At 65.8% G+C, this 23,024-nt stretch carries 19 protein-coding genes; 5 read left to right on the top strand and 14 right to left on the bottom strand.

The window, feature by feature from the left end; genetic code table 11:
• Nucleotides 1–119 precede the first annotated feature (119 nt).
• Entirely contained in the window at nucleotides 120–3,470 is a 3,351-nt protein-coding gene (locus DAI20_RS07455) for a sigma-70 family RNA polymerase sigma factor (protein WP_108249959.1), read from the bottom strand.
• 282 nt (nucleotides 3,471–3,752) lie between these two features.
• Between DAI20_RS07455 and DAI20_RS07460 the strand changes: the two genes are divergently transcribed.
• The 5 genes from DAI20_RS07460 to DAI20_RS07480 all read left to right on the top strand — a co-directional run bounded on the left by DAI20_RS07460 (nucleotide 3,753) and on the right by DAI20_RS07480 (nucleotide 10,931).
• Nucleotides 3,753–4,736 carry a PD-(D/E)XK motif protein gene (locus tag DAI20_RS07460; protein ID WP_159084959.1) on the top strand — a complete coding sequence of 328 codons (984 nt, stop codon included), beginning with the start codon at nucleotides 3,753–3,755 and terminating at the stop codon, nucleotides 4,734–4,736.
• Nucleotides 4,733–7,756 carry a Z1 domain-containing protein gene (locus tag DAI20_RS07465; RefSeq protein WP_205781385.1) on the top strand — a complete coding sequence of 1,008 codons (3,024 nt, stop codon included), beginning with the start codon at nucleotides 4,733–4,735 and terminating at the stop codon, nucleotides 7,754–7,756. The genes DAI20_RS07460 and DAI20_RS07465 overlap by 4 nt, the downstream gene beginning before the upstream one ends.
• 25 nt (nucleotides 7,757–7,781) lie before the next feature.
• A complete protein-coding gene (locus DAI20_RS07470) occupies nucleotides 7,782–8,201 on the top strand; it encodes a very short patch repair endonuclease (RefSeq protein WP_108249961.1) in 420 nt (139 codons plus the stop codon).
• Nucleotides 8,202–8,356: 155 nt separating this feature from the next.
• A complete protein-coding gene (locus DAI20_RS07475; protein WP_108249962.1) occupies nucleotides 8,357–9,538 on the top strand; it encodes a TerB family tellurite resistance protein in 1,182 nt (393 codons plus the stop codon).
• Complete coding sequence (locus DAI20_RS07480) at nucleotides 9,516–10,931, top strand: hypothetical protein (protein WP_240605966.1); 1,416 nt, start codon at nucleotides 9,516–9,518, stop codon at nucleotides 10,929–10,931. Before DAI20_RS07475 ends, DAI20_RS07480 begins: the two co-directional genes overlap by 23 nt.
• Nucleotides 10,932–11,537: 606 nt before the next feature.
• Here the strand turns inward: DAI20_RS07480 and DAI20_RS07490 are convergent.
• The 13 genes from DAI20_RS07490 to DAI20_RS07550 form a co-directional block, all read right to left on the bottom strand.
• Entirely contained in the window at nucleotides 11,538–13,469 is a 1,932-nt protein-coding gene (locus DAI20_RS07490; RefSeq protein ID WP_159084960.1) for a recombinase family protein, read from the bottom strand.
• A 504-nt stretch (nucleotides 13,470–13,973) separates the two neighbouring features.
• The gene (locus tag DAI20_RS07500) at nucleotides 13,974–14,798 is read right to left on the bottom strand and encodes a hypothetical protein (RefSeq protein ID WP_108249966.1); all 825 of its coding nucleotides are present in this window, start codon (nucleotides 14,796–14,798) and stop codon (nucleotides 13,974–13,976) included.
• Nucleotides 14,795–15,130 carry a hypothetical protein gene (locus DAI20_RS07505; RefSeq protein ID WP_108249967.1) on the bottom strand — a complete coding sequence of 112 codons (336 nt, stop codon included), beginning with the start codon at nucleotides 15,128–15,130 and terminating at the stop codon, nucleotides 14,795–14,797. The genes DAI20_RS07500 and DAI20_RS07505 overlap by 4 nt, the downstream gene beginning before the upstream one ends.
• Entirely contained in the window at nucleotides 15,127–15,978 is an 852-nt protein-coding gene (locus tag DAI20_RS07510; protein ID WP_108249968.1) for a replication-relaxation family protein, read from the bottom strand. The genes DAI20_RS07505 and DAI20_RS07510 overlap by 4 nt, the downstream gene beginning before the upstream one ends.
• Nucleotides 15,979–16,156: 178 nt before the next feature.
• Nucleotides 16,157–18,310 carry a type IV secretory system conjugative DNA transfer family protein gene (locus tag DAI20_RS07515; protein ID WP_108249969.1) on the bottom strand — a complete coding sequence of 718 codons (2,154 nt, stop codon included), beginning with the start codon at nucleotides 18,308–18,310 and terminating at the stop codon, nucleotides 16,157–16,159.
• Nucleotides 18,303–18,542, bottom strand: a complete 240-nt coding sequence (locus tag DAI20_RS18465) for a hypothetical protein (protein ID WP_159084961.1) — start codon at nucleotides 18,540–18,542, stop codon at nucleotides 18,303–18,305. Before DAI20_RS18465 ends, DAI20_RS07515 begins: the two co-directional genes overlap by 8 nt.
• 160 nt (nucleotides 18,543–18,702) lie before the next feature.
• A complete protein-coding gene (locus DAI20_RS07520; protein ID WP_108249970.1) occupies nucleotides 18,703–18,930 on the bottom strand; it encodes a hypothetical protein in 228 nt (75 codons plus the stop codon).
• A 3-nt stretch (nucleotides 18,931–18,933) separates the two neighbouring features.
• Entirely contained in the window at nucleotides 18,934–19,608 is a 675-nt protein-coding gene (locus DAI20_RS07525) for an MT-A70 family methyltransferase (RefSeq protein ID WP_108249971.1), read from the bottom strand.
• A gap of 164 nt (nucleotides 19,609–19,772) precedes the next feature.
• The gene (locus DAI20_RS07530) at nucleotides 19,773–20,495 is read right to left on the bottom strand and encodes a hypothetical protein (protein WP_108249972.1); all 723 of its coding nucleotides are present in this window, start codon (nucleotides 20,493–20,495) and stop codon (nucleotides 19,773–19,775) included.
• Nucleotides 20,492–21,562: a hypothetical protein gene (locus tag DAI20_RS07535; RefSeq protein ID WP_108249973.1), complete on the bottom strand. Its 1,071-nt coding sequence runs from the start codon at nucleotides 21,560–21,562 to the stop codon at nucleotides 20,492–20,494. Before DAI20_RS07535 ends, DAI20_RS07530 begins: the two co-directional genes overlap by 4 nt.
• A gap of 2 nt (nucleotides 21,563–21,564) precedes the next feature.
• Nucleotides 21,565–22,335 (bottom strand): hypothetical protein, encoded by a 771-nt coding sequence (locus tag DAI20_RS07540; RefSeq protein ID WP_108249974.1) that lies wholly within the window; start codon nucleotides 22,333–22,335, stop codon nucleotides 21,565–21,567.
• Nucleotides 22,336–22,446: 111 nt separating this feature from the next.
• A complete protein-coding gene (locus tag DAI20_RS07545; RefSeq protein WP_108249975.1) occupies nucleotides 22,447–22,695 on the bottom strand; it encodes a hypothetical protein in 249 nt (82 codons plus the stop codon).
• Nucleotides 22,692–22,898, bottom strand: a complete 207-nt coding sequence (locus DAI20_RS07550; RefSeq protein ID WP_108249976.1) for a hypothetical protein — start codon at nucleotides 22,896–22,898, stop codon at nucleotides 22,692–22,694. Before DAI20_RS07550 ends, DAI20_RS07545 begins: the two co-directional genes overlap by 4 nt.
• Between the last annotated feature and the right edge of the window lie 126 nt (nucleotides 22,899–23,024).

The raw sequence follows: 23,024 nt of genomic DNA on the forward strand, positions 1-23,024 counted from the left end.
CCCGTCGCGAAGCTCCCGCACGGCGGCCCGCCGATCATGATGCCGTCTTTGCAGTCCCAAGCTCTGGAGGTTGCAGAGTGCCAATTCTGGTGAAGCCGACCAGAATGACCGATCCAGATTCAGCGCGAGGAATCGGGTCCCCGTCGAGCACGCCCGGCCGCGCTGCGGCGGAGGTCCCGCAACAGCCGCTTCGGAACCTGAACCGGCCTACGGGGGCTGTCGAGTAACTGCCAAGCCACAGCGAATGGCGTGCGTCCGTTGGCCTCGGCGATTTCGGTTACCTTCGTGCCGCTTCGGAAAGCGACGTGTACCCGTTCACGCTCGTCGGGCGACCAGGGCAGGCCGTGGCGGGGAGCGAGCGACGAGTCATCATTCGTTGCTTCCGGACCGAACAGGTGCTCCGCGAGACGACGAACGATCTCTCGCTCCTCCATGCTGCCCGTGGCCAATCCGATCACGGCGATCGTAGCGCCAGCGCGGTAGCGGGCCACGAGATCCGCATCGCTGCCGAGGGCGACCTCGACGGCCTCGACCTGCCGCGACTGCCCTCGGCTCGGGACAACTGGTCGGTCCTCAGTGGATGCCGCCACGACCGTGCCCACTGGTTCACGCGGCTTCGGGGAGAACCGTCCCAGAGCGCCTATGGTGAGCTTCTCGAGATCGAGCTCGCAAAAGTCGGCGAAGAGACTCACCGCGGTGGATGCGCGAAGCCCACCGGTGTCGAGATCGCCGAGCGAAGTCAGCGCCTTCTTCTCGATCTGACGGATGCGTTCGCGGGTGACGTCGAATCGATCGCCAATCTGGTCGAGAGTGTTGGGCGCTGCGCCTCCGAGTCCAAAGCGGAGTCGCAGCACCTCGGACTGGCGGTCAGGAAGCTCTTCGACCAACTGGTCGATTCGGGCTGCGATGTCGGCCGCCTCTACCAGCTCGATCGGTTCTATCGACCGAACGTCGACCAGTAGGTCTCCGACGGTCACATCTCCGTCTTGGACGCCGACCACTTGATCGAGCGAGATCGTCGTATAGACGTATCCCAATGCCGAATCGACGTCGTCGACACTCATTCCCGTCGCCCGTGCGATGTCTCCCGCCGTGGGCTCGGCGTCGGACTCGGCGATGAGCCGTGACCTTGCTCCCAGAATCTTCGAATGCTGCTCATGCATGTGCACGGGAATGCGGATCAGGTTGCCCCGGTCTGCGCAGGCCCTGCTGATCGCCTGACGAATCCACCAGGTCGCATACGTCGAAAACTTGAACCCCTTCGTAAAGTCGAACTTGTCGACCGCACGCATAAGGCCCTCGAACCCCTCCTGCGCCAGATCGGCGAGCTCGAGCCCGCGGTTGCGGTACCCGCCGGCGAGTGAGAACACGAGGCGCAAATTCGAGTTGATGAAGCGATCGCGGGCGCGCGTCCCTGCGCGGACGAGCGTGCGCAGTTCGGGACCAAGACTCGACGAGCGTTCGGTGTCAGTCAGCAAGCCGAGCCGTTCTTCGGCGAGGAGGCCCGCCTCGATCGCCCTGGCCAAAGCCACCTCTTCGTCGGCCGTAAGCAGTGGATACCGGTCCAGCCGAGCACGCAAGTCGGAAATCACGTCGTCGGTCAGTCGCACATGCCCGAGCTGCTCGGTACGCTCACCCGCGTCGGTGATCGTTTCCTGCGCTTGTGGGCGGATGACAGGGAGCTCCTCAGCAGGGAGCACCTCAAGAGGCAGTTCCAGAGCATGTGGCACTTCACGCCGGTGACGGGCTTCGAGCGTCCTGGCGAGATCGAGTGGGCTTGGGGCCGGAGATTGCAGCCCCCCTCCGCCGATCCACGGATCGTCGAACTCGGCGAAGTCCAGTTGCTGGGGGACTGACGCCACCCGCGCGAGGTCGGGAGCGGTCGTGGGCCTGGTCTGTCGGGACGCATTCGACTCGTCCGCTGGAGTGAGCGGATCGAATGATCCGGACGGCAACGCGCTGATCGTCGCCAAGGCGACCACACCCTGCCAAGCTTCGATCTGGTCCAGCGTCTGTTGCTGCGGGCGATCGGTGGAGAAGTGGCGTTCCACGAGCAAATAAAGCGAAAGCGACAGCGCATCGGCCGCGGTCAGTGCCCGGCGATATCCCGCGTTCATCCAGAGCGTGCGGCTCGCATGGTCGAACTTGAACAGGCGTTCGTCGTCGAGCACGCACCAGCGGATCGATGCAGGGGCCACTGACTCCCTAACGCCCAGCCCTTCACGCAGTGCGTCGCGTAGTACCGGGGTCAGGCCTGTGTCGAGATCAGTGACCGGCTTTGGCCCGACCTTGCGGGCGTTAGACGTCCGTAGCGTTTCCGCGGCGTCGGTGACGAACTGGCGGAAATTGACGCCCTCCAACGATACGGCGGTCTCCAGCGCCTGCACGAAGTCGGCGCGGAGTACAACCCCGCGCTTCTCGGGGTTGATGACGATGCTGCGCTGCGCTCCGTCCGGCAGGTCGATTGCGACCCGAGCGAGCTGCGTCTCAGAGCCGTGATCCTCCAGCAGCCCGAGCCAGCCGCCGGACTGCAGTAGCCGGTCGTTGCGATAGATGTACATGCCCTGCCACTCCGCTCGGGAACGGCCGAGCATTCGAGCAGTCGAGCCCGTCGCACCTGGGGGCATGATGTAGCACGCCGCCGCTACCGGAGTGCCGTCGGCGAGTTCCGCATCGATGCGCGCCGGATACCCGTTCCGGCCTGACGCATGGAAGTCGAACGGGTCGATCGGGCTCACCACCCGCGGCGCGCCAGCCTCGTCGAAATCAAGGTCGAACTCCTCAATCTCGATACGGAGACGTGACCCGGCGATCAATCGGTGGAAGGTGAGCCCGAGCTCACCGCGGAGTGCAGAGATCACCTTGTCGAGCCAGTCTCGACGCGCCGAAGGCTGGGCCGCGTGCGAGACCCCGTCGAGGCCGCTCCATTCCACCACCGTGCCGGTGGAGTCCAGGCCCCTGTAGGTTTTGGCGTGGAATCCGGCCCAGGCGGCGCTCTCAGTGAGCACATCGATCGAGAAGTCGCCTCCGATATCGTTACGCAGCATCCGCGCACCGGCGACAGGTGCGAAGCCTGCATTCGTGTACACCTGCAGCGTGTTTGCCTGACTCATCGATGCGGCCTTCAGACCGAGCCCGAAGTGTCCAAGCGCTCCTGCGCCGTACGCGCGCCGCTTACCGAGCGTCATGGCGTCCATGAGCTGCGATTCCGTCATACCGGTGCCATCGTCTGAGATGCGAAGGCCGACGACCTCCGCGTTGCGCACAAGAAACCGGATGCCAATGCGCTCGGCACCGGCGTCAATCGAGTTGTCTACGAGGTCGGCGATTGCGCTGCCGAGCGAGTGGCTTCGTCCGATGGCGCCAAGCACTGATGGGTCAGGTTCCAGGCGGATGACGCGGGCAACGTCAGGTTCAGCCGACGAGGCGGCGGCTAGGACGCCGGCATCATCGAGCAGTGGTTCAGGCATAACCGGATGTTATTGCGAGTGGCCGTCGTGTCGACAGTGCGTAATTTGGTTTGTGCCCAGAAGGGGGGCGCTCGCGTAAGCGACAAAACACTGCGGGTGCGATAGAAAAGATGGTTACGGCCAGCATCGGTGCCCCGTCAGCAAAAAACCCCGTACTCGGATCACTTCGGGGTCGTAGCTCGATGCTCTCGACGAAGAGAACAACAGCTTGAAGCGCACACTGACTGCCCGCTGTTCGGAATGAGATCAGCACGTAACGCGCGAACAACAAGAAGGGGACAGATGAGTGAGAATGCGCATCCGAAGCACCTCGGACCCGGCACGGTCGAGGCGTACTTCCGAGCGGGAGCGCCTGCAGCCTTCACAGTCTGTGATGACCCCGAAGCGATCATCACAATCGATCCGGCTCGGGTCGAGCTCCGGCTGATCACGCCTGCCGCCGGCAGCGAGCCCGAGGTGACGGCATTCGAACGAATCGCGCTTCGACGGGTCTTGCGACCGTCGGACACACGCGAGTGGTTCGAACTGGCAGTCGATGCCACCGACAGGCATTACGAGGCCTACATGCTCATGGAGTCGATCGCCGATCAACTCCGGTCAGGCGGGACCTTCCGACGCTCGGTATCCGAATCGCTCGAGAGCCTGAAAGACCTGCTCACGAAGCGGAGGAAGCTCACCGACGAAAAGGTCTCTGGACTCATCGGAGAGCTGCTGGTCCTCGACCACGTCTTAGGCGTGCACGACGAGGAGGCAGCGATCGCTGCCTGGCTGGGGCCGCTCGCTGAACAGCACGACTTCGGCTTCTCCGACTTCGACGCAGAGGTCAAGACGACGCTCTCCGAGGAAAGGTCGCACGTCATCGGTAGCGACACACAGCTTGAGCCTGTGCCCGGGCGACCTCTGCACCTTATCTCGGTGCAGATCACCCGAGCTGGCGCCGCTGCAGAAGGGTTCAGCCTGCCGGACCTCATCACCTCGGTGCGGGCGCGACTCGACAACGCGACCCGTACATTCAACTACGCACTCGACAGGCTCGGTTGGGACGACGGCGACGCTGACCTCTACCGCACACGGTTCCAGCTCCGGTCCACGCCGCAGGCCTACCTCGTCGATGATCTCTTCCCCGCGATCACCTCGAAGCGTTTGGACGAAGTTGTCCCCAACCGGCCTTTCGTCGCTGGTGTCTCATACCGTGTCGACGTCACACACTTGCCCTACGCGAGTGCCCCAGACCCGCTGAGCGACTTCTGCAAGGAGCCCGAGTGACCCAGATCGACCCCCGAGTCGCCGACGCAACAAAGTCCGCGCTCAACAACATGCGAGACGAGGGTCCGGCGGCGCTCGTGGACCTCGTGGCGTTCAAGCTGAAGAAAACTGACGCTGTTGTCGACGAGCCGGCGGTGCTCGCGTCCGTGATCGTGCCCGAACTCAACGACGCAACCCGACGCGCGATGCACATGTCGCTCGCTCAGTGGGACGCTCAGACCGACCCCGGCTGGGGTGCCGGCACCGCGGCATCGACGGCGGACCGGCGAGAGCGGATCTACGAGCTGCTCGAGTTGGTGTCGCAAACGGGGGAGTGCCTCGATGCTGAGTTCCCGAGCGCGGCCCGACTGGACACGATGATCGTCGACCCCGAGCACTGGGAGCCTTGGTATGACGACGCGCGTCGATCCGCACACGACTTCTACTGGAGGGCCTATCGTGGCGTGCTCGAAGGTAAGGGGTGGAATCCGGCGGCGATCGCGAATCTCGACAAATCGACGAGCGACATCGTGGGCCGGCTCGCCGATCCCAGTGCCGAGAGGGGGTACCAGACTAAGGGTCTCGTCGTCGGCCATGTCCAGAGTGGCAAGACCGCGAACTTCACCGGCATCGTTGCCAAGGCTATCGACTCCGGGTACCGCTTGGTCATAGTGCTCACCGGCACGATCGAGCTGCTTCGTGGGCAGACCCAGCGGCGGCTCGACATGGAGCTCGTCGGTGAGGAAAACATTCTCGCCGGCGCGGATCCGACGGATGTCGATGCGATCCGGCACATCGATTACATCGGAACCGGCGATGTCGACTGGGGGAAGGGCAAGTTCCTTCGCCACGGCGTTGACATCCACGCGCTTCCGAATGTGCCCGAAATCAAGCGTCTCACCACGATCGGTAAGGACTACCGAAAACTCGGGCTCGGCCGCGACACGCTTGACTTCCGCCGCACCGGAGAGCTCACCAACGTGGGAAAGCCGGTGTTCGACCCCGAGAACATCCACGGAGTCGACGCCCGGATCGCGGTGATGAAGAAGAACCCCACCGCGCTCAAGAACCTCATCCACGACCTCAAGAACATCCGCGCTGACCTGCGGGAGATCCCGGCGCTCATCATCGACGACGAAGCCGACCAGGCGTCGGTGAATACTGTGAACCCCCGGTCGAAGACGGCGGTCGCGAAGAGCAGCACGATCAATGGGCTCATTAAGGACCTGCTCGCGCTGATGCCGCGGGCTCAGTACGTCGGCTACACGGCGACGCCCTTCGCGAACGTCTTCATCTCGCCCGATGACTCAGAAGAAATTTTCCCGAAGGACTTCATCGTCAGCCTCGAACCTTCGGACGAGTATATGGGTGGGCGACAGTTCCACGACCTGTTCGGGCTCGACGCCGAGAGCAAGGGAGACCCCGGCGCTTCGAACGAGGCTGCGTTCGTGCGCAGTCTCATCGCGGATGGCGACACCGATGCCGATGCGGAGCGTGAGGAGATCGGCGGTGCGATCGACGCGTTCGTGTTGAGTGGTGCGATCAAGAAATGGCGCGAGTCGATCGACTCCAAGCGCTTCGGTTACCGTCACCACACGATGCTCGTGCACGAGTCCGTGAGGACGAGCGAGCATTCCGACCTTGCTGACCTTTTCCGTTCGGTTTGGTCGGAGCGCGCGTACACCTCGCCGATTGGTTTCGCCCGTTTGCGGGCCCTGTACGCAGACGATTTCCGACGCATCACTGAGTCGCGGCCCGAGTGGGAGAACCTCCCGTTGCCTGCGGCGTTCGATGAGCTCAAGTCGTTCATTGGTGAAACCGTCGATGCCGTCACGGCCGACAACGATCCCGTCGTCGTCGTTAACGGCACGAAGGAAAGCGACTATAGCGCTATGGATTTCCAGGTCCGGCCTTATTGGCGGATCATGATCGGTGGCGCCAAGCTCAGTCGCGGCTTCACGGTTGAAGGATTGACCGTGTCCTACTACCGGCGCCGCACGACCGCCGCCGACACCCTCATGCAGATGGGGCGCTGGTTCGGATACCGTCCGGGTTACCACGACCTCGTCCGCCTCTACATCGGCCGTGACGTCTTGGACGGCAATCACCGCTCGTTCGACTTGTACGACGCCTTCACCTCCATTGTCGAAGACGAGGAGGAGTTTAGAGATCAACTCCGTCGCTTCTCGGAAGTGACTGAAGACGGCAAGCCGGTCGTGCGCCCCATCCACGTGCCGCCGATGGTGTTCCAGCAACTTCCTTGGTTGCGGCCGACAGGCGCGGACAAGATGTACAACGCCGTCATGGACTATGAAGGCGACGGAGGCATCGTTAAGGATTTCAACGCACACGACTACCGCGAAGACGGTAGCCGGAACGCGAAGCACTTCGAAGCCGTCAAGCCGTGGCTGGCGAAGCTCGAGACGCAGGCGAAGGAGTTCTCAGGTGTGAAGGGTACGTCCTACAGGGCACGGACCGGGATTCTTACGACCGACGAGGTCACCACGGCGCTGAGCAAGTTCGAGTTGCAGTCGCGTGACCAACTACTTCCGACCATCAACATGATCGAGAAGGCTACACGGGAAGGGCACATCCGAGACTGGGCCGTGGTCGTCCCGGAACTTCCGCAGTCGTACCAACGGGAAGTCGACGAGGTTGACATCTCGTTGATGCAGCGCACACGTCGGCAGGACCGTCCGGGCTTTGCAGGCAGCGAGCGTCGCCACCGTGCCGCGCTCGAAGTCGTCTCTCAGAAGCCTGATCGCGAGGTGGAAGCCGGTGACGCAGCCGCGGCGCTCAGCACGCCCACTAGGGGTGCGATCCTGCTGACCTTCTCGATTGATCCCGAGGTCGACCCCGGGACAAGCCCTGAGGAGTACACGGAGCTCGTGAAGCGCGCCAACTGGCCCGACCGTGTAGAGCCGGCTGACGTTGCCACACTTCTTTCTCTGGCGCTGCCGTATGCGGCGGCACCGCGGGGCCGCGTGGGATTCCGCGTCCGTCGGGAAGATCTGAAGGATCTGCCAATCGTCAAGATCTGACTCCGTTGGCGCCGAGAATCGATTCATGGCGACTGAACGACCGTCTAGGGCGGCGTCGGAGGGCGTCCGCCGTTCGATGCAGTCCAACAAGGGCCGCGACACGAAGCCGGAGCTCGCAGTGCGGCGACTGCTGCACGCCGCTGGGGTGCGGTATCGGGTGAATTATCGTCCGATACCGCGGCTTCGGCGAACTGCGGATATCGTGTTCACGAGGGCAAACGTCGCCGTGTTCATCGACGGCTGCTTCTGGCACGGCTGTCCGGAGCACTACCAGCGGCCGGCGGCAAACCGCGACTTTTGGGACTCCAAAGTCACGCAGAACGCCACACGCGACCTGGAGACAACCCGTCGACTTGAGGCGGAGGGTTGGGTGGTGCTCCGGTTTTGGGAACACGAGTCGGCCGCGGACGTTGCGCGAGCAATACTGGAGCGCGTTCGTCCGTAGGGACGGACCCTGGTCAAACGCCAGCGCGCGTGCACGGCGAATGCCTTGTCGTTCGCCTCTGGTGCAAGTCCCGCGGGGATGTCGGAGAGGCGGGATAGCATCACGGTGACGGACGCGGGCACAGATGGTTTCCGCATGGCGAAGGGCTCAGCGCGATGGCGGAACTACGGCGACTCGATTTCGGCCGGCTCAAGGATGTCGCTGACACAGCGGGTCGCAAGGTCGCGGACACGGCGAATTCCGGCTGGGTGAAGAGCATAGAGGTCGCAGACGGCGTCGGGCAGGGGATTAAGAAGTCCGCCGATCAGACAGCCGCTACGTTCACTGCCCTCGGTCAGAGCGTTGCAGGTCGCTTGCAGGGCAAGCATAAGAACGGTGTCGACCTATCGACGCTGAACACTGAGGCCAAGCTCGCGTACTGCCGCGTTCTCGCTCGTCTCACTCTTGCGGACGCCGCGATCGACCCTCGCGAGATCGCGAACCTCTATCTGTTCGCCACCACGATTCAGCTTGAGCCCGATGCGCGCTCAATTCTTCGCAGCGAAGTTACGGCGCACAGTCTTAGCAGCGGTAGCGAGGCCCTCGCGGACTCGGCTGTTAGATATGCGATCGCACTGCAGGGCCAGCTCCTCGACGAGGACATCGACGCCGTGTTCGCTGCTCTCGTCAGGGATCTTCTCCGTATCGCTCGCGCGGACAAGCATCAGTCCGAGGAAGAGGATCGGCTGATCGCGAAGATCGCAGAGGTTCAGTTCGGGGCGCACGCCGACGACGTGATCGTAGCCACGCGGGCCCTCGTCACCGCGGAAGAAGATTATCTATCGGGGAAGATCTCAACCGGCCAGCTAGAGACCGTCACCAAGGATGTCGTCGCGAAAGCTGCGGCCTTCAGCGCGCCGATCGCCGCTGTCAGCCTCGCGGGAAGCGTCAGCGGCCTTGGAGCCGCGGGGATCACGTCTGGGCTAGCGGCGCTCGGCTTCGGTGGATTGCTCGGCCTGAACCCAATGACGACCGGTATCGGCGCCGCAGTGCTCCTGGGAGTGGGTGTGTACGCAGGCACCCGATGGGTGCTCGGCATCAACGAGCGCGAACGCCAGCATCGTCGCGAACACCTGATCCAGCAGGTTCTCAAGAACCACCAGCAAGCAATCGGTGACCTCACTCAAGACATCTCAGGGCTGGCAAGCCGAATGGACGAGCACCTCACGCAAACCACACAGAACGAGCACCGACTCGCCACTTTGCGCGCCGACCTTGCAGCATTCAAACTCGCACTCGCAAGCCTGCAAGCCAATCGCAACGCATTCGAGCAGGGTGAGCCTGTCGGTGGCCAGTGACCCCCTCGCCGCAGTCTCGACGGTGGCGGCATACCAAGATGTGACTCTGACCGAACTCCGCAACGTCTTCGATCGCGTTGACTTCGACCTGCGCGATGCACTGGAGCGCGAGGATCGAATACATGACTCGGTCTCGAGTCTTGAGGGCGAGATCGGCTCCGTCAGAGACCAGTTGGCGGCGTTGGGCATCGCAGTCCTGGACGTCCCACAGGACACCGCGCCGGCGAGTAGGGCACCCTCCGACGATGCATATCAGCAGTCTGGACGTGTGCTCCCTGTAGCGCCGGTGGGACTCGACTTCTCCGACCTCACTGCGCTTGCCGAAGCCCGTCTAGCGCTCCTCGGTGTCGACCTGAGTCGCGACCCCCTTCTCCAGGTACTACCGGAGGGGCAGGTCAAAGCGAGCTTCCAGAAGTACGACGCCCAGTTCGGAGACGTAAGCTGGACCGAGACGGACTGGGCTGTAGTCCTCGCTGCTGGAGTCGTCGCGACGATCCTCGACATTGTGCTGGTACGAATTCCCGCGGACCGCAAGTTCCTGGGCGAGAAGTATCGGGGCTCTCCGTTGACAGAGTGGTTGAACGATCACAGCGCGGACTTACACGAGCGCTTCGGCAAGCCGCTCGAACGCTTTGCCAAGGTTCCCTACGACGCGCCGACGACAAGAGCCACCAACGATGCGGTGCGTGGCATGTTCCCGAAGGTGCACAGGCTGATGAGTCCTGGGCACGACCCGATTCTCGGCTTCGTGGTGGGCGTGGGCGATCTCATGGACGGGAGTGGCACGTACTTCGATGAGTTCGGAAAGGTCGTACGGGTGGCCACCGACATGGCGCCGGTCGACCTTTCGTCCGCGCTGCTCAAGCAGGTGGCTCACCTCATATCCGATGTCTTCACGCCCGCAGGTATTCCGGCCCCGTTGTTCAGCCTGCTTCACCTCGTCAAGTCGGAGTCTCCGTTTGCGCTGGTGAAGGACGGACCCATAGTGCCTTGGAAGGACGTGGCCCGCGACATGTATCGACACGGTTATGACTTCCGTCACTCGCTGACCATGGGAATTGTCCCTGCGGCCGTCGAACTGATCATCCGGGGATACTGGCAGCTCGACGCCCTCGCAAAGGAGAAGAGCGCCGATCAGCGCAAGCTAGAAATCGCCAAGCTCCGGTCGATGCTCCTGCTCGGCCATACTGTCGCAACGTCGGGAACGCTGGCCAAGACGGGTCTCGTGTTCGGGATGAACCCGGCCGCGCTCAACTATCCGCAGTTGCTCGCGATGGTGCCCGCAACGATCGCCTGGCTCAAAGAGGCGATAGCTCGCGAGCAACGTATCGGAAGCGCGCTCGAAGCCGAGTGGCTAGCCCTCATAGCCGAAGGCGCCCAGGGCAGCGGTTAGAGCGCCAGGCCTTCGGAGGCCATGGTCGGTCGTCTCGCGCGAGCAGGGCGAGGCCGCGCTTCTCGTTGTCCGCGACGATGCGCTCGGTATCGGCGACTTTCAGTGGCGGGCTCATGCGGGCGCGCCAGAACTCGCCCTTGGTCGGGTCGGTCGTGCCAGGGACTGGGTCTCGAGTCGAGATCGTGGCATTGTCTCGGGTGCGCTGACGAGCTGAAGCAGGGCGCCCGCGACGGTGAAGGAAGGAACCTCGTGAGCGCTGGCGCCGAGCCGACTGCCATCAAGCTCCCATTTGTGCCCGGCGAGTTTCTCGCCACCGGGGACGTCCCCAAATCACTTGGGGGACGAGATGCTGCTCACCCATCCGTCGTCAGCCGCCTCGAGTTCGGATACGAGTCGTTCGACCTCGACCTCGACCTCGACCAACCCCGGGCCTGACCATGATCTTCTCGCCACCGAACTCGAGACAGCGACAGACCGGGCCATGATGCTGATCGCCCGCTTGCATGCCTCGGGCCAACGCTCACCGCACTGCACCGACGGCCCCCGACGGCTTCCGGTGACATGGCGAGCCTGCGGGGCGTGACCATAAACGTTCCAAAAACCCCTCTAGAGGAGGCAAATGGGCCCGAATCGAGAGGCGGGGTTCAGTACGATGGAGGCACGAAAACCGCGGAATTCCGCGGAACTTCGCCTTTTCGTTGGTTGGGTAAACCGAACCTGATGGCTTTCAGTCGTTCTTGGTTCGAGTCCCGTTACCCCAGCCACATCGTAGTTACTCAAACCCTGGTCAAATGAACTGGCCTCGTTTGAGACTGAAACCGAACTCCCCGCTCGCGAGCGGGGAGTTTTGTTTTGCTCTGACACGGCGTTCTGACGTGCATTTGCGACGCGTCCGTGGATCTCGCGGATGCGTGCGTTGGCGTCGTGGCGTTCCGCTTCGATCTTGATTCCCTCGTCGGCCACGTAGACGACGAGGCGGTTGAAGTACGCGGTCAGGAGATCGCGTCGAACGGCGTCGGACGCCCTGCCATAGAGCGTCCCAGGGTCCACCAGGAGGGCGAGGAAGCTCAAGACGCTCTCTGCGGTGTACTGCAGTCGGTCGACGGTGAATTCAAGCTGTTCCTCGACGGCCGCGCGCTGCATGGCCGTCTTCTCGATGCGTGCGCGGATTTTGCTCATCGGGAGCGCGCCGGTGGCTGCAAGCTCGATGAGTCGTTCCTCTTGAGCTTCGAGCTTGTCGAGCTGCTTCTTGAGCTGCGTTTTCGTGTCGCGGTCTTGCGCGAGAATGTTCGCGACGGAGGCGCTGACGGCCTCTTGCATGCCGGTGAGCACGTCCTCGGAGAGTCGCTCTTCGGACACCTTGGGGACGATGGCGGCCTCGATCTGTTCGACGCGCACGTTCACCATCGAGCAGAGTTGCCGTTGGTGGGCGGCGCAGATGAGGTACTCGTAGGTCCCGCCGCGACCTGTGTTCTGCGAGTACAGGAGACGGCTGGTGCGCCCGGCGTCGCGGCATTCGCCGCAGAAGAGGAGCCCCTTCAGGTAGTGGAAATGGACGATGTCTCTCGTGCCGTCGCGCTTGCGCGAGTCGAGGACTGCCTGCACCTTCAGGTATGTTTCCTTCGTCACCAGCGCCTCGTGGCGCCCGACGTAGAGCTTTCCTTTGTAGCGGTTGATCCCGGTGTAGTACGGGTCGCGCAGGATCGTCGCGAGGCGGCTGGTGCTGACGGTCTTGGCCGAGTTGCTCGGCGAGGGCCTGGTCTGGAGTCCCTGGGCCTCGAGGAGCCGCTGGAGCCGGGCGATGGAGTATCGCCCGGTCGCGTACTGCTCGAAGGCCCAGGCGACCAGTGGGCCGCGTTCGGGGTCGACGTCGATGGTGTTGACGAGGCGTCCGCCGAAGTCCTTTCGTACGTTGAGGTATCCGAGCTTCGCTCGCCCGACGCTGCCGCCCTGCTCCACCTTGTGTGCCATCTTCACGGCGACGTCCTCGCCGTTCATGCGGACCTGGACTTCGTTCATGATGTCGGTGATGGCTTCCATGGCGTCGGCCATGTAGCCCTCTCCGAACTCCTCTTTGGCGGAGATGAGGCGCACGCCCTTCTCCAGGAGCTGTCGCTTCGTGATGGCGGCGTCGGTGAAGTTCCGGAACACACGGCTGCGCATGTAGATCACGACGTACTTCACCTCGGGGTGGTCGTCGACGTAGCGCAGGAGCTTCTTGAACTCGGTTCGCTTCGCGATCGTCTGGGCGGACTGCCCGGGCTCGATGAACTCCTTCGCCGCGGGCACGCCGAGCTCGCGCACCTTGCGCATCGTCTCGACGCGTTGGGTGGCGATGCTGTTCCCGTCCTCGTCGAGGTCGGCGGCTGTGTGCAACTGGCGTGGTGTCGACACACGCAGGTACGTGACGGCGTATGCGAGCCCGACGCGCGCGTCTTCAGCCGCACGAGCGGCTGGAGACTGCAGAAGATGTTCGAGCCCGTCGAGTGAGTTGACGGGCGCCTCGGGACTTGCGATTCCGGGGTTTGGTGGCGTCATTGTGAGGTTCCCTCCGTTTAGGTCCTCCGCATTTACGCTCCGTTGGCCCGGGAAGTCCAGTCCCTTTTCGGCGCTCCCCGCGGATCCCCCTCCTGCTACCGGGGGTGGGTCGCTGTTGTAGAAATCACCTCGGTGGTCATGGCTGCTCATGGCATCCTCCGTCGTTCGTGATGTCGGTCTGGTTTGCCTTACCCCGTTGCACCCGGGTTGCGGCGTACGGGCGCGTGAGGGGCGGTGCCCCGGTCAGGGGCGCGTGGCGGCCCGTTCGGGCGACGTCGGGGCTCGTGTGGCGGCGCTGGGGCCTCTTCGGGCGCGGCGGCCACCGTGTGGCGCCGGGTGCGCTCCACGTCGTACTGCTCCTGGGCAAGGCGCAGGAGCGCCCGGCCCAAGTAGTGCAGATCGATCTCGTGTCGACGGTCAGGTTCGATTCGGATCAGGCGCTTCGTGAGCGTTCGGCCGCCCTTGCGGGGGACGCGATGCGTGCCTACTGGTCGCATCTCGTCGCTACTTGACGAAGGCATGGAGCACTTCCTTCCCTTCGACGACGTCGTATATGTCGCGGAGGCGAGCCATGAGCGGTTCGTAGTTCCAGTCGAGGGCTTCGGGTTCGACGCCGTTGTCGATGCACCAGTCGGCGAGGCTGTTCTCCCAGTCCTCGAGCGGGCTGAGGGCGCGCAGCGCGGCCTCTTCATTCGCGTAGGTTCCGGCGAAGGCTTCGTGGAAGCTCTCCATGATGTCGTCGGTCCCGACGTTCACGTCGGGCAGCGACAGGAAGGCTTGCAGCGCCTCGTCTTCGGGGAGCTGGAGCGTGGTGAGGAGCTCGACGAGGTCGTCCTCGTTGCCGCTGTGCCAGCTGGCTGGGACGTGCACCACGTAGCGTTGGCCTCCGACCGGGATGCTGGTGCGGACGAGGAGCTGGTCGAGCTTCGGTGGCAGGTGCTCGTTCATGAAGCGGCGGCCGGAGCCGGTGCCTTCTTGCTGGACGAGGTAGGTGCCGAGCCAGTCGATCATCTCCTTGATGATCGGATCGGCTTGTTCGTCTCCGTAGAGGTCGAGGTACTCGTCTCGCAGCGACAGGTACGATCCTTCGCCGGTACGGCCGAAGCCTGCCAGGGCGCTTTCGCGTCCGTAGGCGCGGCCGAGGACGTGGGCGATGCAGCGCGCGGTGCTGTGGTCGATCTCGGTCTTCTCGGCGATCGCTTCGGCGAGGCCGTCCGCGATGGTGTCGAGGTAGCGATCTCGTGCCGAGTTGAGCCGGCGCCAGTCGGGTGTTTCGCGCTGCGGTGCGGGACGGGCTTCCGGGGTCATGCGCGGTTCGTGTTCGCTCATGGTCGGCCTCCTTTCGTGATGACGTAGTGGCCGAGCGCGTCGACCCAGCCCTCGCGTTCGATGGGCACCGTGACGTCGCCGAGTTCGCGGAGGGTGGCTTCGGCGTCGAGTTCGCCGGTGCTGGCGAAGCGTTCGAGGGCGGTGCCGGGGCCGTTGTGCAGGGTGGCGGCGAGCAGCCGGGCGATGCCTTCGTCGGCGACGGTGGTGTCGCCGTAGCTCCAGTCGTCGAGGATCTGGAGGGCGGTGTCGGCTTGGTCGAGGCTGGCTGGAACGATGCGTTCGAAGTCGAGCGCGAGTTGTGTTGAGGGAGCTTGTTTTCTTGAGGTGGTCATGGTGATACCTCCTTTCTTGAAGTTGGTGATGGGGCGAGGAAGCTCGCGAGTGCGTCGAGCGCTGCGGCTTCCTTGCAGATGGTGAAGAGGTCGGCGGGCAGGTCGGCTTCTCGTCTGATGGCGGTCGAGAGCTTGCGTGCGCGCTCCGGGTCGGGGGCGACCCAGAGGACCGCGGGGAACACGCCGCTGGCCTGCTGCTCGATGCCGGTCTGCCGGTACTGCTGGTAGGTGCGGCACTTCTTGATCACGGCGGGCAGGTGTTCGGTGCCGCGGTCGATCTCCACGAAGACGTGCGCTTCGACTTCCGTGTTGGCGACGACGACGAACAGGTCGGGCTTGAGCGTCGCGACGCCGACCGGACCTTGGAAGGGCCGCCAGCAGGACGGTTCGGTGACGAGCTCGAGGACGTCGAGCTCTCCGCGGAGCTCCGCTTCCCTCAGCTCGACGGCGACCTCCGCCACGGCGAGGGTGTGCGCCAGGAAGTCACGGGACGGGGTGACGTAGCGTCGCCGGCCTGGTTCACCTCTCCGTGCTCGGAGCAGCCGTTCGCCGGTCGCAGCCAGGTGCCAGGTGGTGGCTGCCGAGCCGCGCAATGGGCCGCCGACACGTCGCGTGATACGGGCGATGAAGCCGTGGGCTTCGAGGCGCAGCAAAACGCGGTTGGCCAGGCGCGTCGCGGTCGGGACGGTGGCGTGCAGGCCCAGGGGTCCGGCCGGGAAGTGCAGCCGCTGCACGAGGCGCGTCGACAGGGCGCGGAATCGTTCGAGGTCGTCGAGGATGCGACTGTCGCGCTCGGTGAGCAGGCTCTCCAGGTGACGCACCTTGGTGGGCGTCCAGACGTCGGACATCAGAGACCTCCTGGGGTTCGCTGGAGGAGCGGCCCGGCACCGCTCGAATGAGCGGGAGTCCCATCCCAAAGGGCTGGGATGAGGCCGGAAACAGGCCGAACGGCGCACCGTGAGGCGGCTGCGACTGGCGCACCGACTGGGGCACTTCCCTCCCTTCCGAACATCGCTCGCAGCGCCGTCATGCTCGCCTCCGCTTCACCGGCGACGAGGAATCGAACGAGGCTGCGGGCGGGAGGCCCACGGGCGACGCGGGCCGCGTCGCGTTCGGCGCCTGGGTTGCGGCTGCGGACTGCGCCTGCCGGAGCGCGGCACGGATCGACTGCCCTTGCCCTGCCCGCGTGGGCGGGGCGAGGGTGCGGGCGGAGAACCAGCCGCTCGGGCCCTGACGGGTGAGTACGGTCGCGTAGACCTCGTACTGCGGCAGTTCCTGGATGTCGGCGGCGGTGAGCGTCGGGCTGGAGCTGGCGATCCGTTTGGCTTCTTTCGCGCTGGTGGCGTAGACGACCTTGCTCTTGGTGTTGATCTCGATCGCGTCGGCGAGCTCGCTGCCCATCTGGTAGAAGCCCTGTCCGAACAGGGCCCAGCCGATGCCGTACGACCGTGAGATCTCCAGCGCGGACTCCAGCGGCACCGGCAGGCGGAGGAACTTGCGTACCTCGTCGACGTAGACGAAGCCGGGGCGCTTCTTGGGGTTCGTCTCGCTGGCCCGCTCCTGTGCGGCCATGAAGACCTCGGAGCAGATGAGCCCGCCGATGAGCTGCGCCGTCTCGGTGCCGGCCAGCGCCTCGTTGACGGCGACCAGCACGATCCGGTCGCCTTTCCAGATGTCGCGGAGCCGGAACGGCGGATCGGGCTGTCCGAGGATGGCGGTGGCGCCGCGGCGCATGAGGTAGCGGCGGAGCTTGTTCATCGGGGCGGCGATCTCGTTCTCCTGCTGGGCAGGTTTGAGCGTCTCGTAGCGCGCCCAGAACCGGGCGATCTCCGGTTCGCTGGCCACGGCGGGCGTGACGCTGCGGCGGAATGCCGGGTCGGTCAGAAGGCGCGGGATGTCCAGGAGCGCGTGCGGGACGTCGCGCCGTTGGCCGTCGATGGCGAGCGTCAGCGTGCTGGCATACAAGATGTCCTCGGTACGCGGCCCCCAACCGTGCGCGAAGACGCTCTTGAAGACGGCGAGGATGCTGTCGGCGACCGCGTACGCGTCGCGTCCGCGCGCATCGAGCGGGTTGAACCCGGCGGTTCCATCGGGATCGGACGGGTCGTAGAGGACGACCCGCTCGCCTTCCTCCGGCGTCAGCAGATCGAGCACGTACTCGACCCCCTGCCCCTTCGGGTCGATGAAGCAGACGGGCCGCCCTGCCCGGACGTCGGCGAGCAGCCAGGGAACGAGCACGGCCTCGGTCTTGCCGGAGCCGGTCGGCCCGATAACGGACGCGTGGCTGGTGCGCGCTTCCGGCGTGACACCGACATGCCGCTCCGGGCCGGGTGCCGTCCCGACGGCGAAGACGCTCTCCTTATCTGAAACGGCCGTTGGCACCGGGAGACGTTTCGGATGGAGCGGATCGACGCCGGGAAGGTCTGCCTCCCCGAGTGGCCAGCCCAGGAGCGGGGCGAGTTCGCGGGCGGTCAGTTCGAGACGCGCTTGCGTGGGGCTCGCGTCGTCGAGCCGTGCCGACGAGTCGCGGGCGAGCTTCGGCCTGACGCCGACAGCGGCCAAGCCATGGAGGCTGCCGAAGAGCCCATGGGCCAGCGCAGCGCGGCGTTCCCGGTCGGGGCCGTCGACGCCGATCCGCAGCGCGACCTGGAACCGGGCTTCGGCGGCGTGCTCTTGGATCCTGCGGCGGACGTCGGAACCGGCGGTCTTGACGCCGTGCCAGAGCCTGGAGCCGACCGGCTGGAGCGGATCCGGAAGCTCGGGGTTCACATGGCGCGGGGCGAAGGCTCTGCCCAGCACCACCTGGAGGACGACAGTCTCGCCCTTCTTCCGTGCCGCCAGGGCGCTGTACAGGTCGGCGGTCACTGTCTCGGGCTCGGGGGAGCCGGTCGGCATCCCCTGCTGCCTGGCCTCGACACGACCGGCTGACGCGACCGGCATTCGGGTCGCGCCGTCGAAGCTGACCCCGGGGATGAAGCTGCGCAGCAGGTGCTTCAGATAGTGGACGCTCGTCGGGGTGCAGCCGAAGATGTGCTGGATGCCGTCGTCACCGGCGCGCACTTCCAGGGCGAGCGGCCTCGGGACGTCCGACCCCGCCAGACGGGCCAGCAGGTTCGTGACGGTCTGGGGGTCGATCGGACGCGGCAGGTAGAGACGCGTGAAGACGAGCGGCTCAGGCATCGCCGGCCCCCTCGCCGAGCGGCTGCCGTGCGGGGCTTTCCAGCGCTCGATCGCGTGCGAGCCGAGCCTGATGTTCGACTCGGGCGTCTGCCTCGCGTTGGGTCTGGCCGAGCGCGATGTTGGTGACAACGCGAGCGATGCCCTCGGGGCTTCGATCGCTTCGGATGGTCGTCACGTAGACATGCCGATATCGGCGGTTGTACAGGCGACGCTTCGGGGTGTGATTTGTCAAGATTCACCTCCTTTCTAGTTCGGATTGACAGGAGCTCGCTCCGTGGCTGCGGAGGCCTCCGGAGCGCAGAGCGGATTGCCCGTTATGAGGCAGACCAGGCCTTTTGTCAATACCCGTTGTTCATTCCACAACGCGCGGCCAGGGGTGAACGTGCTCATGCTCACCACCACCTGTCCCGCTGCCACCGGATGAACCAGACGGCCGCCCAGATGAGCCCGCCGAGGGCGGCTGCCAGCAGCAGCCACCCCCAGAACTGGGCCAGCAGCTGCACGGCCAGCCAGAGCGCGACCACTCCGGCGAGGGCCAGCAGGCAGGCGCGGAAGAATTTCTGCATGTACGTCTCCGGCTTCTCGTCGTCGGACTTCTTCTTCTCGTCGCCCCAGAACACGGCTCACCTCTCGCCTTTTCCGTCGCGCGGGCCGGGATCCGGGTCATCGTCCTGGCGGGCGTAGTCGCTGGGCACGAGGTAGCCCCAGGGGGCGAGCGAGACGTCGCTGTCGATCTCGTTCCCCCATACCGACCAGTTCGGAGCGGGCGGACGGCGCCGTGCGAACAGTTCGAGCTTCTTCGCGTCGCGGCCCGAGACCCGGTCGATGATGCTGTACATCTCGTCCGGCTTGACGGAGTGTTCGTGCAGCGGTGCGAAGACCCAGGTCGGCTGGCTTCGGAACTGCACGGGCGCCTTGCCGCGCGTGCCGAACAGGACGTGCTCGGTGGCGTTGCGCAGGTAGTTGCCGAGCGTGAAGCGCGGCTTCACCCACGTCAGCGGCGAGCGCGGGGTGAAGCCCCACGCCTCCATGACGTCGTAGCCGACGCGAAGCGTCGCGTTGGTCACCCACAGGTAGAGGTGGGCGTTGTCCTCGGCGAGGGCCCGCACGGCTTCGCCCATGGCCTTGATCTGGTCCAGGGTCATCAGGTCGTAGTGCTTCTCGGCCCCGAGGCCGCCCTTCTGCTGGACGTCCCACGGCGGGTCCGCCGCGATGACGCCGTAGCGCTGGGCCGGAGTGGGGGCCTGCTGGCCGGGAGCGGTCGGGAGCGTCGCCGCGGTCGTGGTAGTGGCGGTCATGGTGAACCTCCTTTCTCGCCCGTGGTTACGGCGGGCGGACGGATGAGTAAGAACGGGTCGGGCGTCGTTGTCAATGCGCCGGTCGCGGCGCGACGGGGGCGAGATCCCCCAGCGCAGCGACTGCGACTGGTGCAGGCACGAGACGGGAGGACGGTCGGGGTCGGTCATGGCAATACCTGCTTTCCGTGCGGGCCGTGCAGCAGCGAGTGCCGTGCGGCGCGTCGGGTGGCGGTTAGGCTGCGGTGCAGCGCGGCGGCGAACGCGCCGGGCGGGTCTCCGGGGCTGAGCGGCGTCGTCGTGACGTTGTCCGCGTCCACGAGATCGGGCGGCACCTGTCCGCCGAGCACGACCACGTGGATCAGGCCGGGGAAGGCGCGGAGCCGGGAGAACACTTCGGACGGGTCGGCGTCAGTCAGCTCGAAGTCCGACACGATGGTGCCGATGACGTCGTGGCCGGCGTGGGCGGTGGCGAGGCGTTCCATCTGCGCGAGGCTTGGCAGCAGGTCACTGGTGCCCCAGCCGCCCGGGTTCCGCAGCGACGGGTCGAGCGTGCGCTGCACGTGCCGGTCGTTCAGCGCCACGACGCCGCTGGCGCCCAGCGGGTGGTCGAAGTGCAGGACGGCGAGCTTCGAGCGGCTGCTGAAGGTCCAGTCGGCAACGAGCTTGATGGCGCGCCGCGCTTCCTCGAAGCGGTTGCCGACCGGGTCATTGCCCTGCGGGGCGGTGACGGAGCCGGAGTCGTCGAAGTTCACGATCACCAGACAGGGGTGCTTCGGCTCGAGGCCGGGCCAGCCGAGTTCGATCCACGGTTCCCGCTCAGGCGGGAAGTCCCGCACCGCGATGACGCCGCCGGGAAGGATGCCGGAGGGCTGGATGTACGTGGTCACGGGGTACCTCCTCGGCGGGCGGTCTGCCCGATCGCGGTCGGTTCGGCGGCCGGGCCGTTGCCGGCCGTCTGCGGGTTGCGGCGCAGGATCCTGTAGTGCAGCGCCGTCATGTGATGCCCGGCCGCTGCGCCCCGGTGCCCCTGCTCCGCCTGGATCGACCCGCTGGTCGCGAGCGCCTCCTCGCGACCCTTCAGCGCCGGGTTGTCCGCGAGCTTCTGGTGCCGGGCAGTCTCGTGGGTGTGGTCGGCTGCCGCGTTGTCGATGAGGTCGGCGACGGCGTCGGCGTAGCAGAAGCTCTCGATCCAGCTGGCGGCCGCGATGGCTGCGGCGATGCCGCCGAACACGAGCCCGACGAGCGGGTCTTCGATGCTGGCCCGGAGGGCGAGGATCGCGCAGGCGACCGTTCCCGCCACCGCCCCGGACACCGAGAGCAGCGCCTTCACGTACGGCCAGCCCCGATCCGGCGCCTCGAACAGATGCCGGTACGGATCCAGCGCTTCGGGAAGGTCGGTGACCATGACAGTGCGACGAAACCGGTCGCGGACGTCGCGCACCTCCGCGCCAGAGATCCCGGCGGTCACGGTTGCCGCGGCGGCCGAGAGCGCCATGATCACCGCGATGGCGGGGATCTCGCCGAGCCAGATCGCGGCGGTGGCGATGCCGGCGATGTCCCCAACCAGGAAGGCCGCCTTCGCCATCAGATGCCAGGGCTTGGCCTTCGGCGGCCGACGCCGGTACGGGGTCAGGACGGCGAGCACGGTGACGTAGGTGCTCGTGACGGTGTCCACGACGGCACGGTGGCCGTCGAGCAGCCACCGCGCTGCCGCGGCGGCGGGAGCGAGTCCCGCTGCCTCGACGTTCGTCTCGCGGGACTGCTCGACACCGGCCGCGGTGTGCAGCTCCCGCTGCTCAGCCGTCAGCTCGTCGTACTCGAGGCTGACCCAGAGCTTGCCGACCGAGCTCGGCTGGGGTGTCGCCCCGGCCTCGTCGACCCGCAGCAGCGCGATCTGTTCGGCCACCGCGTCGGCCGCGCTGGCTCCTGCCAGCGGATCCAGTTCCCGGGCCATGGTCAGCGACCGTCCGTGACGACGAGGACTTCTTCGGCCCCGGTGCGCTCCAGTAACCGGGTGTAGAAGGCCTTCATCCCGGCGATGAAGTCGCTGGACAGCGGGTCGCCGGCCACCCGGCCGATGCCCACGACCGCGACGGTCGCGCCCTGCAGGTCGGGCACGGCGACGGTGTCGGCCAGCGCGGTCGCCTCCTGGGGGGAGAGCACGCGGTCGATCACGACGCCCTGGTTCGTCAGCCCGTCGGTCAGGGCCGTGGCTTCCAGGTACATGTCCGGGCGGAGGGTCTGCACCTCGTCGAAGAGGCGCAGCAGGCCGGTGACGTCCGTGCCGCCCTCGGGCAGCAGGTCGACGGCCGGCTCGTAGTTCTTCGTGACCTTGGCCATCACCTCGTCGACCAGCCCCGGGACGCGACGCAGCCGGGCCAAGTCGGTGGCACCCTCGGCGGCAAGGTCGCCCTCGTAGATCGGGGCGGTGACGGAGTTGGTGCCGAATGCCACGACGGTCAGGTGTCCGCCGCAGACGGCGACCCGCTCCGCCTGGGTCTTCACGTAGGCGAGGTACTCCCGGGCGATGGTGTCGCTCTGGGCGGTGCCGGAGCCGTCGACGGCCTGGTAGCTGTTGAGCAGCTGGCCGTCCGGGCACGACGCCAGCACGGACTGCAGGCGGCCGAGGTCGCCCGGGGGCGTGGCGGTGCAGCCCGCCAGGATGCCCGTAGACAGGGCGAGCGAGATGCCGACGGCGAGGCCGCGGCGGGATACTGAAGACGTCATTGACGTTTCCTTTCCTTGATCTTTCGCAGGTGATGGGGGTGTTGCTGACGAGGGGTGGCGCAGTTGGCGCTGTGCCACCCCTGCCCTTTCCGGAGAAGGTCGCCAGAAGTCTTAGTTCGCGTCGAGCTCGTCGCTGAGGAACGCGAGCGTCGTGCGCAGCTTGTCGGTGAGCGACTCGATCTCGGCGAGGAGGCTGCCGATCCGGTCGCGGGCATCGAGCCACTCGTCGAACTCCACGCCGGCACCTTCGGGCACCCCAGTGAGCGGGAGAGCGGTGAGCGCGTCGGCGAGGGCGCTGCATGCTTCCTCGACCGCGTCCTCGACGTCGGCGATGCAGAAGTCCGCGGGCTCCCGGGTCATGACTGGCTCCTCTCCGCGCGGAGCTTCTTCTCGATGAGGTCGAGGAGCTCGGTCAGCTCGTCGACATGCTCGAGGCCGTCCTGCACCACCGGCGCATGCACCGCGGGCACCGGGCGCGAGGCATCGAGGTCGCGCAGCGCGAAGCTCAGCTCGGTCACGGCCGAGATGAGGTGGGGGATCGGATCGGGGCGAGTAATGGTCATGGGGCGTCCTTTGGCGGTCGGCGGTGGTGGCGTACGGCGAAGCTATGGGCGGCTCAGGCGCCGCGACATGCGCCGACCGGTAACGGGAGCGGAAGCGCCGGACGCGCCAGCGGAAAACGCTCGGGA

Source organism: Planctomonas deserti, from assembly GCF_003067705.1.
GTDB lineage: Bacteria > Actinomycetota > Actinomycetes > Actinomycetales > Microbacteriaceae > Planctomonas > Planctomonas deserti.

Coding starts and splice junctions, on each gene's coding strand:
- DAI20_RS07455 (WP_108249959.1), bottom strand. CDS start 3,470: ATGCCTGAACCACTGCTCGATGATGCCGGCGTCCTAGCCGCCGCCTCG.
- DAI20_RS07460 (WP_159084959.1), top strand. CDS start 3,753: ATGAGTGAGAATGCGCATCCGAAGCACCTCGGACCCGGCACGGTCGAG.
- DAI20_RS07470 (WP_108249961.1), top strand. CDS start 7,782: ATGGCGACTGAACGACCGTCTAGGGCGGCGTCGGAGGGCGTCCGCCGT.
- DAI20_RS07475 (WP_108249962.1), top strand. CDS start 8,357: ATGGCGGAACTACGGCGACTCGATTTCGGCCGGCTCAAGGATGTCGCT.
- DAI20_RS07490 (WP_159084960.1), bottom strand. CDS start 13,469: ATGACGCCACCAAACCCCGGAATCGCAAGTCCCGAGGCGCCCGTCAAC.
- DAI20_RS07500 (WP_108249966.1), bottom strand. CDS start 14,798: ATGAGCGAACACGAACCGCGCATGACCCCGGAAGCCCGTCCCGCACCG.
- DAI20_RS07505 (WP_108249967.1), bottom strand. CDS start 15,130: ATGACCACCTCAAGAAAACAAGCTCCCTCAACACAACTCGCGCTCGAC.
- DAI20_RS07510 (WP_108249968.1), bottom strand. CDS start 15,978: ATGTCCGACGTCTGGACGCCCACCAAGGTGCGTCACCTGGAGAGCCTG.
- DAI20_RS07515 (WP_108249969.1), bottom strand. CDS start 18,310: ATGCCTGAGCCGCTCGTCTTCACGCGTCTCTACCTGCCGCGTCCGATC.
- DAI20_RS07525 (WP_108249971.1), bottom strand. CDS start 19,608: ATGACCGCCACTACCACGACCGCGGCGACGCTCCCGACCGCTCCCGGC.
- DAI20_RS07535 (WP_108249973.1), bottom strand. CDS start 21,562: ATGGCCCGGGAACTGGATCCGCTGGCAGGAGCCAGCGCGGCCGACGCG.
- DAI20_RS07540 (WP_108249974.1), bottom strand. CDS start 22,335: ATGACGTCTTCAGTATCCCGCCGCGGCCTCGCCGTCGGCATCTCGCTC.
- DAI20_RS07545 (WP_108249975.1), bottom strand. CDS start 22,695: ATGACCCGGGAGCCCGCGGACTTCTGCATCGCCGACGTCGAGGACGCG.
- DAI20_RS07550 (WP_108249976.1), bottom strand. CDS start 22,898: ATGACCATTACTCGCCCCGATCCGATCCCCCACCTCATCTCGGCCGTG.